This window comes from Nostoc sp. DedQUE12b (assembly GCF_034530835.1).
Classification (GTDB): domain Bacteria; phylum Cyanobacteriota; class Cyanobacteriia; order Cyanobacteriales; family Nostocaceae; genus Nostoc.
Genome location: NZ_JAVRCI010000111.1, coordinates 1 through 18,318, shown reverse-complemented (window position 1 = coordinate 18,318; position 18,318 = coordinate 1). Strand labels below are relative to the sequence as shown.

Genomic DNA, 18,318 nt, shown 5'->3' with positions numbered 1-18,318 from the left:
GCCAGTCGTCCCTAAGCATTGCTACTTATTTAGACTGAACGAATCGCAGCATCCCCTTGTGGATGGGGCAATTAACAGAAAAAATCTTGCAATCTGCCATTAATGGGCGAGTCCTATTTTTCGTCAGTAAGGGACAGTGAGAAACTAGATTACTCCTAAGTCTTTCCAAACCGCTTTGCAATACTTTTCGGATAAATCCAACAATCTCTCTTTTGGTCTGGGTAAAGGTTAATGGGTTTGCGGGTAAAGGTAAATATCAAACCCTTTCCCTTTCCCCTTTCCCCCTTAACCGAAAAGTATTGAGCCGCTTTGTAGCATCTAGCATCACTTTAGCAACCACAAGCAAAACTCCAATCGGTACTATTAGAGAACTAAATATTTTAATCGCATCTCCGAAGCTAGATTGAGGAGGTGCTGTGTTTCCAATAAAAGTATTTCGAGGGTTGGTGCGATCGTACCAAACCTTTACGATTTGTCCCCTGTCAAATTGAGCATCTCTGGGACACTTGTGACGCCTTGAATCTTGACAAGGACGGCGTTTTACAACGCAAGGCTCACTTTGTTTTTCATACTGCTGACCTTGAACTGTAAATTGAATTACTGGACAGCTCAGTTTTTTACCCTCTGCTTCAGACTTGGTAAAGGTGAAGGTTTCTCGACGAACTACAGTTGCGGAGGTGGATTCCCACTGAATGCGTGGCTGGGTAAGAGTTGACCAGGTTGACAATCCAGTAATTGTAATAAGCATCACCCCAAAAAAAGCAGCCAGCCCAATAAAAATAGCAGCAGATACGAGTAGGGTGATACGAAAAAAGATTATTTGAAGCCGTGACATACAAGCCTAAACATAGTCTCAATAGTACTTGTATGCAAGTATACCCAAATCAAAAATTGCGTTATTTCAACTCATCTGACGTAGAATCGTTTTTTTGTAAATACTCTTAATTAACTAACCAAAAAGTTGGTATGATTCGTCGCAATTGGCAATAATTTCACTACATCCTAATTAAGTTGGCACAATCAAATCAAACTATATGAAGAAAAATGAACTAAGCTAAAACCCTTGTGTTTATTGCTTATCCCAACAACAATTATTTCCGCCGACTTACTTAGTTATTAAAACTTAATCCTAAAACTATAAAGACTTATTTATCACCTCTTTCCCATTCAGGTATGGCACCCTTCACTCGGCGGATGGGCAAATTAGCAATTAAAGCTGTGGTTCGTTGGTTGCTTTCTAAGGAAAACTCCAAGCCCTCTGTCTCAATTTCGACATAGCGACAGACTACATCTAGGATTTCTTTCCGCATTTTTTCCAACGTTTGAGGATCTAAGTCAGCGCGATCGTGAGCAATCACCAATTGCAGGCGACGTTTAACTTGAGTTCGACTGCTATCAGGGCCGCGAAAAAAAAGTTTTTCTAGAAGTTCAATCATTACGAATAGGTCTGGCGCGGAGACTGGAAAAGTAAGTTAGACAATCTTTGTCCTGAACAACCTTCGTATCCGGGCGAAGATGCTGTCTTGGGACGAGTCGATCTCCAGAAATTCGACACTTTCCCCTTCTAATCTACGAGCAATGTTCTCAAAGGCTGTGGCAGCTAAAGATGGATTTTCCGCTAACACTAAGGGTTCGCCGCGATTGGTAGATACAATAACACGCTCGTCGTCAGGGATTACCCCGATCAAGGGAATGGCGAGAAGTTCCTGAACATCTTGCACTGACATCATATCATTTGCTTGCACCATTGAGGGTCTGATGCGGTTAATTATTAAATGAACACGCTTGATACCTTGTGCTTCTAGTAACCCTACTACCCGATCGGCATCGCGAACTGAAGAAATTTCTGGTGTGCTGACAACTAACGCTTCTTTAGCCGGGCCGATCGCATTTTTAAACCCATTTTCAATACCGGCAGGGCTATCAATAATCACGTACTGATATTTTTGCGCCAGTGCATTCACCAATAACTTCATCTGTTCGGGTGTGACTGCATCTTTGGAACGATTTTGGGCTGCCGGCAAGAGTACGAGATTGGGTTGGCGCTTATCTTTCACCAAGGCTTGTTCTAATCGGCACTCTCTGGCTAAAACTTCTACCGCAGTATAAACGATGCGGTTTTCCAGCCCTAAGAGCAAATCCAAATTTCTCAGACCAAAATCCGCATCAACCAAAGCAACTTGACGCCCCATTTTGGCCAAAGCCATACCCAAATTTGCTGAAACTGTGGTTTTACCCACTCCTCCTTTACCGGAGGTAATCACAATAATGCGAGTCATGATAGAAATGCGGTCAATGAGGGTTCAGGAAATATAAAACAGTAAATTGCAGTATAAAGTATGAAGTATCGTATCAAGTATGAAGAAATATCTGTTCTCCCTGATGAGGGCGAGGCATGAATATTTGTCTTATTTCATCCTTACCTATATACTTCATTCTTTAAGTAAATATTTATGGCTCTTGATTGCTTTTGGTAAATTGGTTTCTAGAAAAATCAGTAGCCCTAGCGATACGAATTCCTTGGGGCGTAATATGTGCCACCTCTGGAGAAAACTGGATTGGCGGTTTTTCTGGTGCTCTCGCTACAGCATCTGCGATCCGCAGTTGGGTTCGTTCCATTTGCAAGGCCATAATCAGACACTCACGATTGCCTCCAGCCCCAGCATGAGCAATTCCACGCAAACGACCCCAGATAATAATATCTCCATCTGCAATTACAATACCACCTGGATTTAAATCTCCCAAAAGAATTACTGTCCCAGGATGACGAATTTCTACTCCAGAGCGGACTGTCATTTCTAAATAGAGGGCATCTTCTTGGGGGATCGCTGTAGCGGTTGGCTCGGAACTCAGGGAAGTTGCGGGCTGTAATTGTTCTACTGAATACCCAGAAGTTACAGCAGCGATCGCAGTTTGCCGCCGACTCGTCGAGACAGATATCAGTCGTAATTGAACTTCACTCAAAGCTTCGGCGAGTTCTTGGAGTTGTCTGGTATCCACTAAACGGTCTTGTGCCATTAAATGCACAGGTGTATTAGCTACCCGGAAGCGATCGCCTGCGCTCAGACGTTGCCTAATTTGTTGCCAAATATCAGACCAAGTGAGTTCTGAGGCAGATACTTGAGATTCTGAGGGCAAAATTAATAAAAGTCGTCCCTCCTTACTTTTTAACTGGACTTGACTATTGTCATTTACACGATGCCCTGGTAATGCTAACTCATCAGGATTTAAGTCAGTCAGGATAAAATCCGATCCGGCATCAGTATTTGACTTTACATTTGGGTCAGCAGAATTTGACTCTACATCTCCAAGAACAGTATTTGATTTTAAATAAAGGAGAACAGATTTTAACTCAGCATCCGGGAGGATAGAATCTGACTCTACATCAGAAACAGTAGGATTTACCTCTATCTCAGAAAGGATAGAGTTTGATTCTGCATTAGGAAGTGCAGAATTTGACTTTAGATTGGGAATCGCAGAATCAGAAGTCATATACTACTAGCCAAAAGACAACAGATTTTCAATTTTGGGTCGCACCTTTGGTGCGCTGATAGCGCAACTTGGATTTTGGATTTGTGTCACTCACAAGGGTGTTGGCGTAGTAGGATATTAGTCCGACATTAACCAAAAGACTCTTTAATCTCAAATCGTTCGACTGAGCGTAGCCGTACCCCGCAGGAGTTGCAAGCTACGCGTAGCGTTCCGCAGGAAAGTCTAAAATCTCAAATTGGCACGGTCAACCTCTGATAAACTGTCCCCAAGGCATCAGCATCGCCGACATTACCTGGAAACAGCACCACAGGCAAATCAGGAAACTGGGGATGATCGGATGACGTTAACACCATTGAACAACCAGCTAAAATTTGACCGAGTAAACGGGCTGAAGTTAAAGCTAGTCCAGTACTCAAGACATCGTTTGAAGTAATGCCACCCTTGCTGATTAAGAATCCTATATCAGATGGTAAACCGCGCACAATATCCATTAATAAACTTGAAACTTTTTCCCCAAACTCCAATCGTGTCTTGACATCTTGAAAATTTAGTTCCTGACGGCTAGTATAAACCACTGGTGTTTTGCCAGCTTCGTGTGCCGCCCGTGTACTTTCTTGGATTTCAGTTAGTAATGTCGCAGATTGATTTGCATCATCAAGTAATCGCCCCACATTCACTTCGATGCCCACAGTTCCTTCTAGTTGCAACAGCGCCTCTAATTGCTGGGTAGTCTTTTTCACATGGGAACCAACAATCACCGCACCTGGTTTGCCTTGGCGTACGTACTGCCCCATGTTTTCGGCGGCAATGGGTTGGGGTGGTAAAGCAGCTAAAGCCGTTAAAATACTTGCTGCACTGCGAAAGAGAAAGCGTTTGCCTTGACTGGCGGCTGCTAATATATCTACTGCAAAGCGGTTGAGATCGGCTTGAGTTTCACCATCGACGACAGCGCACTGATTACCATTAAGTTGTAACAATCGTTCCAAACTACCAGCGCGAATATCGGACAGGAGAAACCTTTCTACAACTTCGGCACTAATTCGTCCTTGAGTCTTTTCTTCGACATACTTGGGTAAGTAACTGTGATGGTAGCTGAAGACGGAATCACGAGCAAATTCGGTTTCATGGACTGGGGTGGTTACACTGTCAATCATCAAGTAATGCACGCTGTCACGGGTGAAGCGTCCGCCTTCAAAAAATGCTGGTACGAGAAAATGAGCATCAAAGGGGCCAAGTTCTTGTGCGATCGCATCAGTTTCAATGGGATAATGTCCCCGCAAAGTAGAATCAGAACGGCTGACAATTAGAAAATCGTCGATTCCTTCAGCATTCAAAGCGATTTTCAGGTTCTGGCAAACTTCTTTGGTGACAGATGCAGCTGACTCTGGCGTTAGCGATCTAGTATTAGTCAGCACAAAAAAAATCGGCGAATCATCCTGTAACCCACGGCGTAGAGTGTCTACATCCCAGTGCATTAGCAGCAAGCAGCTGTGGACTGTTTGAGAACCTGTAGGGTCATCATCTAGGACGATTATTTTGGGTTTGTTGCTCATTTAAGTCAACGGGGCGATTGTTTTCTGGGAAAGTATTGGGCGGCTAGAAGTCGCTACTACATAAGCAAAGTCCACCTCCGTGAACTAATCCAAAATCAAGGGTTTTCTAACCTGCGGAGGCAGGTAAATTCTCGTGTAACCACTTTTACAAACATTCTCTTAGCCTTTTTGCAATTTTCTGATTTCTGCTTGCACATCGATCGCAATTTGCAATGATTGATTTAGCAGTTGAGCATATTCGCCTGCTTGACTACTAACTTGTAAAGCTTGCAGACTGGCTAAATTATTCACAAATAACTCTTGGTTATTAGCAAGCAATTTTTTATTATCTCGCAAAATTCGTTCCGTTTTCAGAGCGCGGACTAAATCTTCTCTAATTAGTTGTAGGGCGGCGGTGACTTTATCTCGGTCATGGATACTGCTTTCTACGTTTCCTGATGCTGCCAATTGGTCATTAATATCGATGGCAGTAACCAGGTCATGATATTTATCAACTTCATCTAAAAGTATTGTCAATCCTTCAGGACAGGTTAATTGTCGCCACAGCCACCGCCCCACTAATATCGGCATTGGCACTAAAATTAGTAAAAGAATTCCTAGTCGAATTGAAGAACCAATAGTTGGCAGAATAATAAACGCGTAAACAAAGCCCACAATTATTGGCGTTAGTGCCAGCGTCACCAGCATTTCACTGATAAAAAACCCTAATCGCTTTTTGCTATCTCGCAAAACCGAGGGGCGAAAAACGTCTTCTGGATCGAACCCAGTCAAACGTCTCAGTTCCCCCTTACTAATTTCCAAGCCTATTAAGTCCGGCTGCACGTCTGCATACTCCTATGGAAACCCAAGTTGCGTATTCATTTTAATCGGGTTTCCCGTGATGATTGTGGTTATATTCAGGAAACCAGTTTTCATCTAAGATTTGTTCTAAAGAGCCAATGGGTATAGCAGGAAATATGTCAATGGCAAGTTGAGAGCGATCGCTTGCTTCTTTCCTTGCATCTTGATAACATTCATCAAATATTTCTAAAATGTAAGGCTTTAAGCTAGGACTCTCTTTAAGTAGATCCTTAATTTCTCTACGGAATGTCCTGATTGCACCTTTCCAGTGCCCTTGATTTCGCTCCCGTTCCATATCCCAGTATATCAGCTTTAGCAAATGTTCAAAAAGTCGAATTAACAGACTTTTCACCGCTCGCTTGTGGTTCCTCCCCATATCTTCCAACTCTTCAATTAAGTTATCTAAATCTACAGATGAAAACTGACCAGCACGAAGTTCATTGATGGTTGTCCTCAGCCACAGATAATAATCTTGCTCGTATAAAGTCTGATTTTTTAGTTGTATTTCTATCACCATATACTTATTAAACTCCTATTGTTTTTATTAGACACTCGGTGTTTTATACACCAATTATGAAGATGTTGAATACTGCTTATGACACCATCATAATAAAGAAAGTTGAGTTACTGGTTTATTGACTACATAAGCCACCGGTCTATTAATTTTTCTCACCTTACCTTCATTTACAGCCCTGTTTAACCAATCCTGCATTTGAGATGGTCTAACATCTAGAGATTCCGCCAAAAATTTTGCATCTTTAGGTTGCTGTAAATTATTAAGAATAAAAGGTAAAACAGCCTGATAGATATCCTGTCGATGAATATCCAAGACAGCCTTTTGAGTTGTTGTTTCTACCTCAACCTGTAACGATTCAACCAAAGAAACCACTTTTTTTAAGAGTTCTCTCAATGAATCATTCCAGGGTTCAGCCGGAAAAGGTTTTGCGCCTTGATTGTGGAGTTGCTGATTACCTTCTGACACAGACCCATCTAAGCGGGCAAAAACTGGAATATCTTGAAGTTTGGAAAGCGCTTCTATTGCACCCGCCCAAGTACCGCCTTTACCGAAAGAAGAACTGACTACAAGAGCATAATCCGCTAAAGCATAAATATATTTGTTTCGCCCCATCGCATTACCAGTATTAAAACCAGCTTCAGGGTCATAACTAGAAACTAAAGTAAGCCTACCCTCTTGAATACTAGAGCGATATTTGCTGTTCACTGCCGATTTGGTCAAACTATCCGCCAATACACCAACAGATGTTCCTCCTGCATCCAAGACGGCTAGCATTGCTGCTTGGTCTACTCCACGCGCCCCGCCGGAAATCACTTGCATTTCTTGTACAGCGCTGTTTTGTGCAACTCTTCGCGTGTAACCAAGTATTTCGTCATCGACATCACGAGAACCGAGAATTGCTAATCCTCCTAGAGATAGCAGTTCAATATTGCCAACACCATAGAGAATTGCAGGTGCTGAATGTCTCAGCTTTTGCTTGAGACGTTTAGGATAGTTTGTATCACTTCTTCCCAGCACCCACAATCCCTGATTAGTCCACTTCTCAACAGCTAAACTTAGCATCATACCCCGTTCTAATAAAGCTGAAAGCCTTTCAGGGTTAAGCTTATTAACAGTAATTTTTTCTAACTGTTCTTTGCCTGTAGATTCTAGTAAATCTGCTGGACGCATCTGGTTTTCCCGCAACCACTCTGTTAAAGAATTATATTCACTCAGAGTCAGGGGTTGTGGCTCAATTTGGCGATTTTGCCCAAAGCTGGCACACAACAGCAAAATTGCTTGAGTATCTGGTTGCAGGACATGATTTAACATGATTTTCTAATCCCCTTGACCGAATGAATTGAGTGCTAATGCTACAGGAAAAACTACCCCACTGTTAGCACGACGCAAAAGTGCTGCAATTACAGTAAAAGTCCAACGGGAATCAACTATATCATCAACCAAGAAAACAGAACCACTCATTCCTTGCCAAGAGTCAACAGCAAAAGCCCCGTCCAAATTATGAGCTTGTTGGTAACTGTTGCTCATCTTTTTCTGCAATTCAGTTTGGTGAACTTTCTGCACAATTGGCATAAAAGGTAAGCCTAATTTATCTGCCAGTTTTTGAGCAAAGCTTGGTACAAGTTCTGGATGATTCAATGAGGGAACAGAAGTTATCCAAGTCGGAAAGGGTTGTGGTTGCCAAAGTTGAATCATGTCAAAAACACCCTGCACGAGTGCATCATCAAAATAATTATCTTGATATTTACCCTGCTTGACTAATTCTCCCCAACCTGCATCACCCCATAAAGATAATGCCCTTCCTTCTTCTGCTCGTAAATTATTTTGAATATTGCCTGAAAAGCTATAGTTGGGCAATGCTTGTGGTGGCCATTTTTTGCGTGTTTCAATGATTTGCTCGCTGCGACGTAAATACTGAATTGCTTTATTTACAAGCTCAACTGAGAAATTATCTGGTAATAACGGTCTATTCAAACACACAGCACATTTACCGCAAGCTGTGGGATGAGGATCATCTAATTCTTTTGCGAGAAAACTCATCAAGCATTCTTGGCTTTGCATATATTGTAACATTATAGCTTGTTCTTGGCGACGAATTTGTGTAAGCTTTTCAATTTTTTCAGTGTCAGGTTGATAAGAGATTGCGGTCAGATACCATTTTGAATTTTGCTTAATTACAGGTGCAGGAAATTCCAGGGAAAGCAGTTTTAAAACTTTCTCAATTTGTCCTTGTGATAGATTCAGTCGCTGCTCCAATTGGGACACAGAAAAACCATCTAAAGCTGCATTAAGTGCATTTAAAATTTGTTGTGTATGAACCTCTGGAGGAAAAGCTGTATTGATGAAATAGTTAGTGATATCATCATCTTCATCACCACTGAGAAGAATTCCATAAGCTTTTTCTACTGCTCTCCCTGCTCGTCCCACTTGCTGATAATAATGGACAACTGAGCCAGGACGCTGGTAATGAATAACAAATCCTAAATCTGGTTTATCAAAACCCATTCCTAATGCTGTAGTTGCTACTAATGTTTTAATTTCATTGTTCAAAAGTTCATCTTCTAATACTATACGAACTTCATTGTCTAAATTACTATGATACGCCTTAGCATTAATATTTTGAGTTTTTAACCAATTGGCAATTCTTTCAGCATCTCTAACAGTTAAGGTATAAATAATCCCACTTCCTGGTAAGTTAGGAAGCTGTTGGGCTAACCATGCCATTCGTGCTGCTGGGCTGGGGATAGAAATATTTTGCAGATGTAAACTTTGTCTGGTTAAATTTCCTCTGGAAACACGCAGATTTGATCCTAATTGAGCGACTAGATCGTTTACAACTCGATTGTTAGCTGTAGCCGTTGTTGCTAAGACTGGGATATTTTGGGGAAGTGCCTGTAAAATTCTCACAATCCGGCGATAATCAGGGCGAAAATCATGTCCCCAATCAGAGATACAATGGGCTTCGTCAACAACAAATAAACCTATACGTTGAGATACTGGTAAAAGAATTTTTTCCCGAAATTCTTCGTTAGCTAGTCTTTCAGGAGAAATTAGCAGAATATCTACTTCTCCCGCTAGCAATTGTGTTCCTACTAATTGCCATTCATCTGTATTGCTGGAGTTAATTGTTTTGGCTTTTACGCCAATGCGTTGGGCTGCTGCAATTTGGTTTCGCATCAAAGCCAGTAGTGGCGAAATTAAAAGAGTACAACCAGCACCTCGATCGCGTAGTAAGCGAGTTGCTACAAAATAAACTAGACTTTTACCCCAACCAGTGCGTTGAACAACTAGTAGACGCGATCGCTGCTGAAGTAATTCTTCAATCGCTTCCCATTGTCCAGGGCGAAAGTCAGCTGTGGAATTATCAAGCGCTTGACGCAGAAGCAATAATCCCTGTTTTTTAAGGTCGGTTGTCATATATACTAAGTGGCTGTTGTCATTTCTGTTGTAACATCAAAGACAAACAGAACTTAGTTATGTTTAGGACTCACACCACTTATTTGTGAGGCTGTACCAAATCAAATGTGTGGGAATCTTCAACAGGTGTTCGAGGTTTGGGCTGTAGCCTTGAGTCGCTAATGGTATATACTCAGCATCCATCATGCTGAGGTTATGAATTTCAGCCAAGGTGCAATACCGAAAATATTCCTTAAGTCTAAATTAAAGCTTACTCAAAGAATGAGGTTTTGATTTCCCAAGTCATTGAGAATATACGAGATTCCATTCATTAAACTCCAACTTATCAGCCCAAAAAATCAATTATTACTGAGGGAAAAAATGGCTAAAACTAAAGCAACAGACATTCTTTCATTAATTGAAGCAGAGCATCGGCAAGTTGAGAAGCTTTTTGCAGAAGCAGAAAAAGCTAAAGGTGCAAAGTTGGTTGAGCAATTCAATCAAATCTATATAGAATTGATCTTGCATGCAAGAACTGAAGAATTAGTCTTCTACCCAGCTTTGCGAGAATACGAAGAAACTGAACAATATGTTGAAGAGGCTGAAGAAGAACATGAAGAAGTTTCAGTTATTTTAGAAGAAATTAAGGGGCTTAAGACTACTAAACCTGAGTTTAAAGAAAAGATGAGCGAATTGAAGGAAATACTTGAGCATCATGTAGAAGAGGAAGAAAGCGAAATTTTTAATGCTGTGCGCGAATGTATGAGCGATCAAGAGCTAACTGAATTAGGACAGGAGTTTCAAGAGACGAAAGCTAAGTTAGTGTCAAATGTAGAAGCTGCATTAGCAATGTAGTCATGCACTTTTTTTAAATGCTTGCATAAATAATTAGCCATGTTATACACGTAATTAGGCATTAAAATTACCTAAATATTACTTCATCAAAGAGGATAAAAATGACTGCTACAAATGGTAAAAACAAAATTCGTTACGCCGTTGTTGGTTTAGGTTGGTTTGCCCAAGAAGCCGCCTTACCTTCCTTTGTCCATACTGAAAACTCGGAATTAGTCGCACTGGTTTCAGATGACCCCACGAAAAACGAAGAACTGAGCAAAAAGTATGGGATTAACCATACTTACTCTTACGATGAGTATGAGGACTGTCTGGCAAGCGGCGAGGTTGATGCAGTTTATATTGCGTTGCCCAATCACTTGCATTGCGACTTCACTGTTCGGGCTGCTAATCAGGCAATTCACGTATTATGTGAAAAGCCAATGGCGGTGACTGAACAAGAGTGTGAGGCAATGATTAAAGCTGCCAATGACAATAATGTGAAGCTGATGATTGCCTACCGCTTACATTTAGAAGAAGCCAATTTACAAGCAGTCGAAATTTTGCGCTCAAAGCAAATTGGTGAACCACGAATTTTCAACTCGGTTTTTACTCAGCAAGTAGAAGAAGGCAATATTCGTTTACGAGATGTCACAGGTGGTGGGACGCTCTATGACATTGGCATTTACTGCATTAATGCTGCACGTTACCTATTTCAAGATGAACCAATTGAAGTATTTGCTGTAGCTGCCAATAACGGAGAACAACGCTTCAGCGAAGTGGAAGAAATGGCTAGCGTCATCTTGCGCTTCCCGAATGAGCGATTGGCAACATTTACCTGTAGCTTTGGAGGGGCAAGTGTTTCGACTTATCAGATTGTAGGTACTCAAGGCGATTTACGAGTACAACCTGCATATCCTTGGCAGGGAGAAATCAAGCATTACCTGACAATTAATGGTGAAACTCAAGAGCATACTTTTGAGGATCGCGATCAACTAGCAGCTGAATTTACCTATTTCTCTGATTGTATTCTGCAAGATAAAGACCCAGAGCCATCTGGGACAGAAGGATTGATTGATGTTTCGATCATTCAAGCGCTTTATCAGTCAATTGAAACTGGTCAACCTGTACAAATCGAAACTAGTAATCGCCATCAACGCCCCACATCGGATCAAAGTATTGAGCATCCTCCTAGTGACGAGAAGCCAGACTTGATTCATGCTGCTGCACCTTCTGGGCAGTCGTAAGGTTGATTGAAGAAGATGTTTAAATGCTCTGCATGGGAATGCTTCATGTATGCTGCTGACTCAATGTCTCACTGGAAACAGCAGCCCCTAATTAGTCATTCCCATGCAGAGCATAGGAACAAAAGAACAATGAGGAAACCTAGCTTTTTTCGACGACTTGTATATACACCGTAGATTCCCTAGTAGATGGCGATTAGTGGTGAGGGGTTAGGTTTGAATAAAAGTTGCACAAGACGTTAATTTATAATCTATGTACAACTGCTGAGGACTATTGAAGGAATATATCCATTTACGGGGGATGAAATTGGTACCCAACCATCTTTTCCACGATTTTTAATTGTTACTTGCTGACCACTTTGTAGAACTCCAAGAATAGGACTGTTAATTGAGGGTTCTTGCCTTACACGTAAAACTCCTCCCACAAAAATTTTGCGACAGTTATCTGTTTGAGAAGTTGTTTGTGAGGGAGGTACTGGCTGTCCACATTGCTTGAGATAAGCGGCAGATATATAGCCAGACTGCGGCGATGATATTGCCACCCAGCTACTTGAAGAATTGGTCTTTTCAATAATTACAAGTGAGTAATTACGCAATGTTCCAATAATTGCACCATCTGGACTAGACCGGATATTGAGATTATCACCATTAGTCTCAACTCGGCGGCAGTTATCTGGGGCCTGTACAAGTTGGTATTTACTTGAATGTTGGTGTGATGTAGGAATAGTAGAGCCAGCAGGATATGCTGTCAGTGTCAACGAAAGTGTTGCAGTTATCGCTAAAGGTTTTCGCCAGTCAAGAAACTTTATCATAAGCAAACATCTCAGTCTAAAAATAATGATTAGTAATACCAATTATTTGTGAAACACAAAATCAAGCTTGCTAAGACTTGGGACTTAACCCCTAAGTTCTGGAGCAATCTCACAGGTAAATCGGTATAAGTTGCATTTTTAATAAATGACGTTGGCGAATAAAGTTTTGTTGCAAAAAAACGCTTGACTAGTCAAAAGTTTCTTGAAAATTAACAACACCTTTTTTTGAGTTTGCTTGCTATATTTATTAAACTTACTATTGTGATATCGAAGACATTTAGTACTAGTTATGTTGTCGCGATCGCTCAAGAAAATAAGGCAGATAAATCAATGGCGGATCAAGTAAAATTACTACCGACAATGATCTATGCTGCCTAATGAACAACTAAGTATAAAAACTTAAGGATAAAGACCTCTGTCAGTCAACGCCTGAGCTACTCTACCTACCCCCAAGGTGTAAGCTGCTAACCTTAAAGAAATTTGCCGTACCTCCGACTGATGAATCACCTTGCGGTACGCTTGTACCATCAAATGTTCCATTTCGCGGTTGACGCGCTCCTCATCCCAAAATACGTAGGAAAGACCCTGTACCCACTCTAAATAACTGACTACTACACCGCCAGCATTGGCCAAAATATCTGGTAACACTGTCACACCCCGCGCCTCTAAGGCCAAGTTAGCCTCAAGAGTAACTGGGCCGTTAGCTGCTTCTGCGACAATTTGTGCCTGCACCTGATTGACATTTTCTTCAGTGATTTGGTTCTCCAAAGCTGCTGGTATTAAGACATCACAGGGTAGAGTTAATAAATCTGCATTGCTAATTGGTACAGATTGCGGGAAACCCACAATACTCTTGCGATTTTCAGCGGCGTAGACTTTTAACTTGGGAATATCAAGACCAACTTCAGAGAATATTCCCCCAGCACCTGTTGAAACGGCGATAATTTTCGCGCCTGCTTCATGTAGTAATTCCGCTGCGGCACAGCCGACGTTACCGAAACCCTGAATGGCTACTCGCACTCCTACCAAAGATTTACCTCGATCTGCTAGCGCCTCACGGACAATAATCATCGTGCCACGTCCGGTTGCCATTTCTCGTCCCAGAGAACCACCAATAGAAAGGGGTTTCCCAGTTACAACTCCTGGTACAGCATGACCAACATTTACAGAGTAGGTGTCCATCATCCAAGCCATCTCACGGGCAGAAGTACCCATATCTGGCGCAGGAATATCTACGGAAGGCCCAATATCTTTAATCAACTCGCTGATATAACGGCGGCTGATTCGCTCTAATTCGCCAACACTGTAGCGTTTGGGATCTATAGCAATGCCACCCTTTCCACCACCGTAAGGAATACCTAACAAGGCGCATTTCCAGGTCATCAACATTGCTAGAGCGGATACTTCGCGCAATGTCACAGCCGGATGGTAACGAATTCCACCCTTGTAGGGGCCTAAGACATCAGAGTGCTGTACCCGGTGTCCAGCGAGAACTTGTATTTCCCCATCATCTAACTTCACGGGGATGGAAACCGTTACAACCTTACGCGGGTGGCTGAGAATTTCCAGCAAACCCTGATTTAAATTTAATTCTTTTGCTGCCGCTTCTAAGTAACTACAGGCTTGGTCAAATGGGCATATATGCGCTGGAGAAGCAGGTTCTGACAGCAACAGAGATTTTGAAATCATAATTTTTCTCCTAATCACGGTATCTTTGCGAACCGGATCTCATCTGTACCTAAGCTTATCCTTTTTTTTTTGAAAAAGGATAGATTTTGTAGTTTTTGTTACAGTTTTATATTTTATATTCTGATATGTAAAAATTATTCAAAAATTACTGTTGTAGGGGCAGCTGTGCGCCCCTAAATGAAAATTTATATGTTATTGGTCAGATAGTTAAATCCAAAATTTTTACCTTGCTAACGCGATCGCGGCATTCTGTCCCCCAAAACCAAAACTCAAACATAATACCTGGCGGATTTTGCTTAGACGTGCTGCTGTAACAATATCTAAATCAAACTCTGGCTGCTGCAATCCTAAACAAGGTGGTAAAATTTGATGTTTTAGCGCCATGAGAGAAAAAGCTACACCTAAAGCTCCAGATGCCCCTAATGTATGACCTGTGCTTCCTTTCGTGGAGCTAACTGCCACGCCTTGGGGAAACAAACGCTGGATTACTATGCTCTCCATTTGGTCATTTAACTGCGTAGCTGTGCCATGAGCATGAATGTAATCGATATCGGCTGGTGTCAGACAACTACGTTCTAGACATTGTTTGATGGCAGCGATCGCACTTTTCCCTTCAGGTTCTGGTGAATTACTATGATATGCATCGTTAGTTAAGCCAAAACCGAGAATTTCACCATACATTTTTGCTTGACGCTGCTTTGCAAACTCTGCTGATTCCAAGACAAACACAGCTGCGCCTTCGCCCAACACTAAGCCTTCCCGATGCAAATCAAAGGGATAAGCCCCAGTTTTCGCCAAAGCACCCATCTGCTGAAATCCAGCTAAAGTTAAGGGTGTAATTGGTGCTTCCACTGCACCTGCGAGCGCCTGTTGACATTGCCCAGTTTGGATAAGCATAGCTGCTTGGGCAATAGACCAAATTCCAGTAGCACAAGCTGTCATTGGTGCCAAAACTATACCAGATGCACCGATTTGTCTTGCAGCTGCGATCGCATTGATATGAGGTAATATATCTAGCCAATTTCCAAAAGAGGAAACGGGGAAATGATTCGCGTTATACATTTGCCGCGCCAGCATTTCCCAAGACGCTTGATAAGAGCGACTCGATCCAATGACTACAGCACAATCAGCTAAAGGTGCAACTAACCCAGAATCTTGTAAAGCAGAAGCAACAACCATCCGAGTTAACATTGTCAACTCAGATGGTTGTTCAGCAATCAAACCTAGAGGAAGTGGTGTAAGTTCTGGAAATGGTTGATGTAACCGAATTCCAGATTTACCTGCGATTAAATTTCGCCAGCTATCCTCTAAGCTTCCACCCAAAGCGGAAACTAGACCAATACCAGTAACAACAATTTTGACCAATTTAGGAGTTAGAAGTTAAAAGTGAGGAGTTAAGAGTTAAGAGTTTTTCCCTCGCCCCCCTGCCCCCTTCCTCCTACTGTCCTGGTGCTTTCAGATTTTCAGCGCCTTGAGTGACTTTAGCAGAGTCAATGCGATCGCCTTGCTGAATTTTGTTCACGACATCAAAGCCTTGAGTGACATTGCCAAATACGGCGTAGTTACCATCCAAAAATGCTAGATCCGCTAAAGTAAAGTAAAACTGGGCAGAAGCAGAGTCTGGTGATTGCGATCGCGCCATCGCTACTGCACCCTGTTTATGAGGCAATACGACAGCTTGAGCAGTAGCATCAAATGGTTTATTGTAAATCGGAGTATCCGAACCTTTGGGCTTAACTTCTAAAGGTATATAACGAGCATTTCCCGTTTTTGGGTCAATATAGCTACCTGTTCCCAGTCTATCTGCTGGAACTTTTGGGTCTTTGCTTTGGGGATCGCCCCCTTGAACTACAAATGGTTGGGGTTGGCGCACAACTCGATGGAAAGCTAAACCATCGTACACACCCTTTTGCACTAAATCTACGAAGTTGCCAGCTGTGATGGGGGCATTAGTGCCGTCTACTTCGATAGTAATCGGCGAACCTTTAACTGTGATTACCACAGTAGCCTTGCCTTCAAGGCGCGGTAAATCTGCCAGTCCAGGAATACTCTCACTACTAGTTTGAGATACAGATGTTGCTTCAGTAGTTGTCTTGGTGCTTGCCTCGTTTGTGGTCGAGGTAGCTGTCGAGTTTGGAGAAGAGCTATTAGAAGCGACTTGCTGTGTTGAACATCCTCCCAACATCAAGGCACTAATAATCACAAGAGAAAGCAAAAATTGTGAAATTTTTAACCGCATTGCCTGTTACCGATTTAACCAGAGTATCTTATCGTTTTGAGGGGCATTGGGCATCAGAGGCAGACGGGCAGAGAGCAAGGGAGCAGAGGCGAAAGAGGTAATTTAATTTTTATTCTCCCCCTTGCCCCTGTCTCCTGCTCCCAGGCTTCTTACCCCATTCCCTTACAATCCTTCTAGTGATACTCCCAAAAAGCGGGCTAACTTTGCGCCTTCTGTTTCCAACTCTGTTAAAGATAAGGGTTGTCCAACCCGTGTTAATGGTATATCTCGTCGACCCTTAATGCGTAGATAGAGGGCGCGACGGGGGTTAAGACCTTCTTTTACGTCTATTAGTACAGATTGCACATCTTCTATGCGGCTATCAATCTGGATTCGGCGGTTTTTACCAGGAAACCCCCAACGGAAGATTTTGATTGCGCCAGTTTCCCGATCAAATTCGTTGTAACCGCCTCCAACATCCAATAAAATCACTAACCACAGGTATGTAGCTAATAGCAAGCCAGCAGTACCATATAACCCCATCACTAATCCTTGGGGGACGAATACCAGTTGAGTGGGATCGGAAACTATGAGTAAGTTAACTTTTAAATAACTGGATATTCCAGACAATAAAAAGCCGCTTGCTCCCAAGGTAACGATAGTTGCCCACCAGTAGTTACTGAACCGACGAGAACCGAGAACATTTTGGTGCAGGAGGCGATCGCCTTTGTTAATCGTTGTTGATGTCGTCATTGAACTACCATTGCCTGTGAGATACTCGCTGTGACATACTCGCACACTGAATGCTTTTGCATAGAGTGGTGGGTTCCTGTGCCAATCCAGCTATTGCTTAGGAGGCACGGAGAGCTATGTTTGAAATCCACGGGAACCCTGCCGCAGACTATAAATTTTTCACTTTGTACCTGACAAATTTTACTGTCCCGGATAATGCCGACTTACTTGTACTAGGGGACAAACCACTTAGGCTATTTGTATTAGTCAAGATATGCCAACTTCCTTTCTCCTTGTCTAACGTTTCACATAGGTTTTCCAGAGGTGTATCAACGACCGTGGCGGCGAAGTGACTATCCGCATTTTACCAAACATCGTTGACAAAAACTCAACTGCGCCCTTCTATGTTCCTGCTACCGATATAATTTTTTAGGGAGTGTTGTACTATTTTTTTACTCAATGGCCGATCAAAATTCTTTCTCCCTGTTCTTCAGCCCCCCTTATTCCCTGCCACCCTCTCCCTGCCTCTTTTTGACCTCTTGAAATGAGTTATCTACCTACCTCCATCTACATTAAATTTTTTTAGATTTCTGAGAAAAGTTGTGTCAAATTGTAAAATTTCTGATATTCATATTATTTATAAGGTTCGTGTTTCATAGCTCATTTCCTTTTGCGTATCAGGCAAAAACCCTGAGTAGTGTGATAAGTTAAGAATCATTAAGTTACCACAAGCTAGATTACTAGCCGATGGTACGTGTAATGTCATAACCCTGAGAAATAATGACTTAACTAGTCAGTAAGCTCTCAGAATCTCAGTTACTTAAAAGCAGTTGAGATTGTCAAAAAAAACGTTAATTCCTCTCGGCAGTCGGTTACATTGGCTTTCCGTAATGCCTTAGAAACGTTGCAATTTTAGTAAAAAAAGAGGATTTTAGTCCGATGACCATCGCAGTTGGACGTGCCCCTAGTAGAGGGTGGTTTGACGTTCTAGACG

General features: G+C 42.1%; 17 protein-coding genes. 2 read left to right on the top strand and 15 right to left on the bottom strand.

Annotation, left to right across the window (positions count from 1 at the left end):
• Positions 1-256 precede the first annotated feature (256 nt).
• From RMY16_RS30440 to RMY16_RS30395, 10 genes are all read right to left on the bottom strand, one after another.
• Positions 257-835, bottom strand: a complete 579-nt coding sequence (locus RMY16_RS30440) for a DUF3592 domain-containing protein (RefSeq protein ID WP_322739494.1) — start codon at positions 833-835, stop codon at positions 257-259.
• A 310-nt stretch (positions 836-1,145) separates the two neighbouring features.
• Positions 1,146-1,436, bottom strand: a complete 291-nt coding sequence (minE, locus tag RMY16_RS30435) for a cell division topological specificity factor MinE (protein WP_194045484.1) — start codon at positions 1,434-1,436, stop codon at positions 1,146-1,148.
• Between the two features lie 36 nt (positions 1,437-1,472).
• Entirely contained in the window at positions 1,473-2,279 is an 807-nt protein-coding gene (gene minD, locus RMY16_RS30430) for a septum site-determining protein MinD (protein ID WP_104908781.1), read from the bottom strand.
• A 172-nt stretch (positions 2,280-2,451) separates the two neighbouring features.
• The gene (gene minC, locus RMY16_RS30425) at positions 2,452-3,492 is read right to left on the bottom strand and encodes a septum site-determining protein MinC (RefSeq protein ID WP_322739493.1); all 1,041 of its coding nucleotides are present in this window, start codon (positions 3,490-3,492) and stop codon (positions 2,452-2,454) included.
• 230 nt (positions 3,493-3,722) lie between these two features.
• Positions 3,723-5,045 (bottom strand): four-carbon acid sugar kinase family protein, encoded by a 1,323-nt coding sequence (locus tag RMY16_RS30420; RefSeq protein WP_322667165.1) that lies wholly within the window; start codon positions 5,043-5,045, stop codon positions 3,723-3,725.
• Positions 5,046-5,204: 159 nt separating this feature from the next.
• A complete protein-coding gene (locus tag RMY16_RS30415; RefSeq protein WP_322739492.1) occupies positions 5,205-5,867 on the bottom strand; it encodes a hypothetical protein in 663 nt (220 codons plus the stop codon).
• A gap of 40 nt (positions 5,868-5,907) precedes the next feature.
• Positions 5,908-6,402: a DUF29 domain-containing protein gene (locus tag RMY16_RS30410; protein ID WP_322739491.1), complete on the bottom strand. Its 495-nt coding sequence runs from the start codon at positions 6,400-6,402 to the stop codon at positions 5,908-5,910.
• 87 nt (positions 6,403-6,489) lie between these two features.
• Complete coding sequence (locus RMY16_RS30405; protein WP_322739490.1) at positions 6,490-7,713, bottom strand: DNA-processing protein DprA; 1,224 nt, start codon at positions 7,711-7,713, stop codon at positions 6,490-6,492.
• Between the two features lie 6 nt (positions 7,714-7,719).
• Entirely contained in the window at positions 7,720-9,819 is a 2,100-nt protein-coding gene (locus RMY16_RS30400; RefSeq protein ID WP_322739489.1) for a RecQ family ATP-dependent DNA helicase, read from the bottom strand.
• A gap of 63 nt (positions 9,820-9,882) precedes the next feature.
• Entirely contained in the window at positions 9,883-10,029 is a 147-nt protein-coding gene (locus RMY16_RS30395; RefSeq protein WP_322739488.1) for a hypothetical protein, read from the bottom strand.
• Between the two features lie 150 nt (positions 10,030-10,179).
• On the opposite strand from RMY16_RS30395, the gene RMY16_RS30390 reads away from it, so the two are divergent.
• Both RMY16_RS30390 and RMY16_RS30385 read left to right on the top strand, forming a co-directional pair.
• Positions 10,180-10,653 carry a hemerythrin domain-containing protein gene (locus RMY16_RS30390; protein ID WP_322739487.1) on the top strand — a complete coding sequence of 158 codons (474 nt, stop codon included), beginning with the start codon at positions 10,180-10,182 and terminating at the stop codon, positions 10,651-10,653.
• A 101-nt stretch (positions 10,654-10,754) separates the two neighbouring features.
• Complete coding sequence (locus RMY16_RS30385) at positions 10,755-11,876, top strand: Gfo/Idh/MocA family oxidoreductase (RefSeq protein ID WP_322739486.1); 1,122 nt, start codon at positions 10,755-10,757, stop codon at positions 11,874-11,876.
• A gap of 248 nt (positions 11,877-12,124) precedes the next feature.
• On the opposite strand, the gene RMY16_RS30380 is transcribed toward RMY16_RS30385, so the two are convergent.
• From RMY16_RS30380 to RMY16_RS30360, 5 genes are all read right to left on the bottom strand, one after another.
• Positions 12,125-12,685: an SH3 domain-containing protein gene (locus RMY16_RS30380; protein ID WP_322739485.1), complete on the bottom strand. Its 561-nt coding sequence runs from the start codon at positions 12,683-12,685 to the stop codon at positions 12,125-12,127.
• A gap of 399 nt (positions 12,686-13,084) precedes the next feature.
• A complete protein-coding gene (locus tag RMY16_RS30375; RefSeq protein WP_322739484.1) occupies positions 13,085-14,374 on the bottom strand; it encodes a Glu/Leu/Phe/Val dehydrogenase in 1,290 nt (429 codons plus the stop codon).
• Positions 14,375-14,596: 222 nt separating this feature from the next.
• On the bottom strand, positions 14,597-15,739 hold the full coding sequence (locus RMY16_RS30370; RefSeq protein ID WP_322739483.1) for a beta-ketoacyl-ACP synthase: 1,143 nt from the start codon (positions 15,737-15,739) through the stop codon (positions 14,597-14,599).
• Positions 15,740-15,812: 73 nt separating this feature from the next.
• The gene (locus tag RMY16_RS30365; protein ID WP_322739482.1) at positions 15,813-16,613 is read right to left on the bottom strand and encodes a peptidylprolyl isomerase; all 801 of its coding nucleotides are present in this window, start codon (positions 16,611-16,613) and stop codon (positions 15,813-15,815) included.
• Positions 16,614-16,775: 162 nt separating this feature from the next.
• A complete protein-coding gene (locus RMY16_RS30360; protein WP_322739481.1) occupies positions 16,776-17,345 on the bottom strand; it encodes a photosystem I assembly protein Ycf4 in 570 nt (189 codons plus the stop codon).
• Positions 17,346-18,318 lie beyond the last annotated feature (973 nt).

Coding starts and splice junctions, on each gene's coding strand:
- minC (WP_322739493.1), bottom strand. CDS start 3,492: ATGACTTCTGATTCTGCGATTCCCAATCTAAAGTCAAATTCTGCACTT.
- minD (WP_104908781.1), bottom strand. CDS start 2,279: ATGACTCGCATTATTGTGATTACCTCCGGTAAAGGAGGAGTGGGTAAA.
- RMY16_RS30400 (WP_322739489.1), bottom strand. CDS start 9,819: ATGACAACCGACCTTAAAAAACAGGGATTATTGCTTCTGCGTCAAGCG.
- minE (WP_194045484.1), bottom strand. CDS start 1,436: ATGATTGAACTTCTAGAAAAACTTTTTTTTCGCGGCCCTGATAGCAGT.
- RMY16_RS30390 (WP_322739487.1), top strand. CDS start 10,180: ATGGCTAAAACTAAAGCAACAGACATTCTTTCATTAATTGAAGCAGAG.
- RMY16_RS30420 (WP_322667165.1), bottom strand. CDS start 5,045: ATGAGCAACAAACCCAAAATAATCGTCCTAGATGATGACCCTACAGGT.
- RMY16_RS30360 (WP_322739481.1), bottom strand. CDS start 17,345: ATGACGACATCAACAACGATTAACAAAGGCGATCGCCTCCTGCACCAA.
- RMY16_RS30440 (WP_322739494.1), bottom strand. CDS start 835: ATGTCACGGCTTCAAATAATCTTTTTTCGTATCACCCTACTCGTATCT.
- RMY16_RS30365 (WP_322739482.1), bottom strand. CDS start 16,613: ATGCGGTTAAAAATTTCACAATTTTTGCTTTCTCTTGTGATTATTAGT.
- RMY16_RS30385 (WP_322739486.1), top strand. CDS start 10,755: ATGACTGCTACAAATGGTAAAAACAAAATTCGTTACGCCGTTGTTGGT.
- RMY16_RS30375 (WP_322739484.1), bottom strand. CDS start 14,374: ATGATTTCAAAATCTCTGTTGCTGTCAGAACCTGCTTCTCCAGCGCAT.
- RMY16_RS30410 (WP_322739491.1), bottom strand. CDS start 6,402: ATGGTGATAGAAATACAACTAAAAAATCAGACTTTATACGAGCAAGAT.
- RMY16_RS30380 (WP_322739485.1), bottom strand. CDS start 12,685: ATGATAAAGTTTCTTGACTGGCGAAAACCTTTAGCGATAACTGCAACA.
- RMY16_RS30405 (WP_322739490.1), bottom strand. CDS start 7,713: ATGTTAAATCATGTCCTGCAACCAGATACTCAAGCAATTTTGCTGTTG.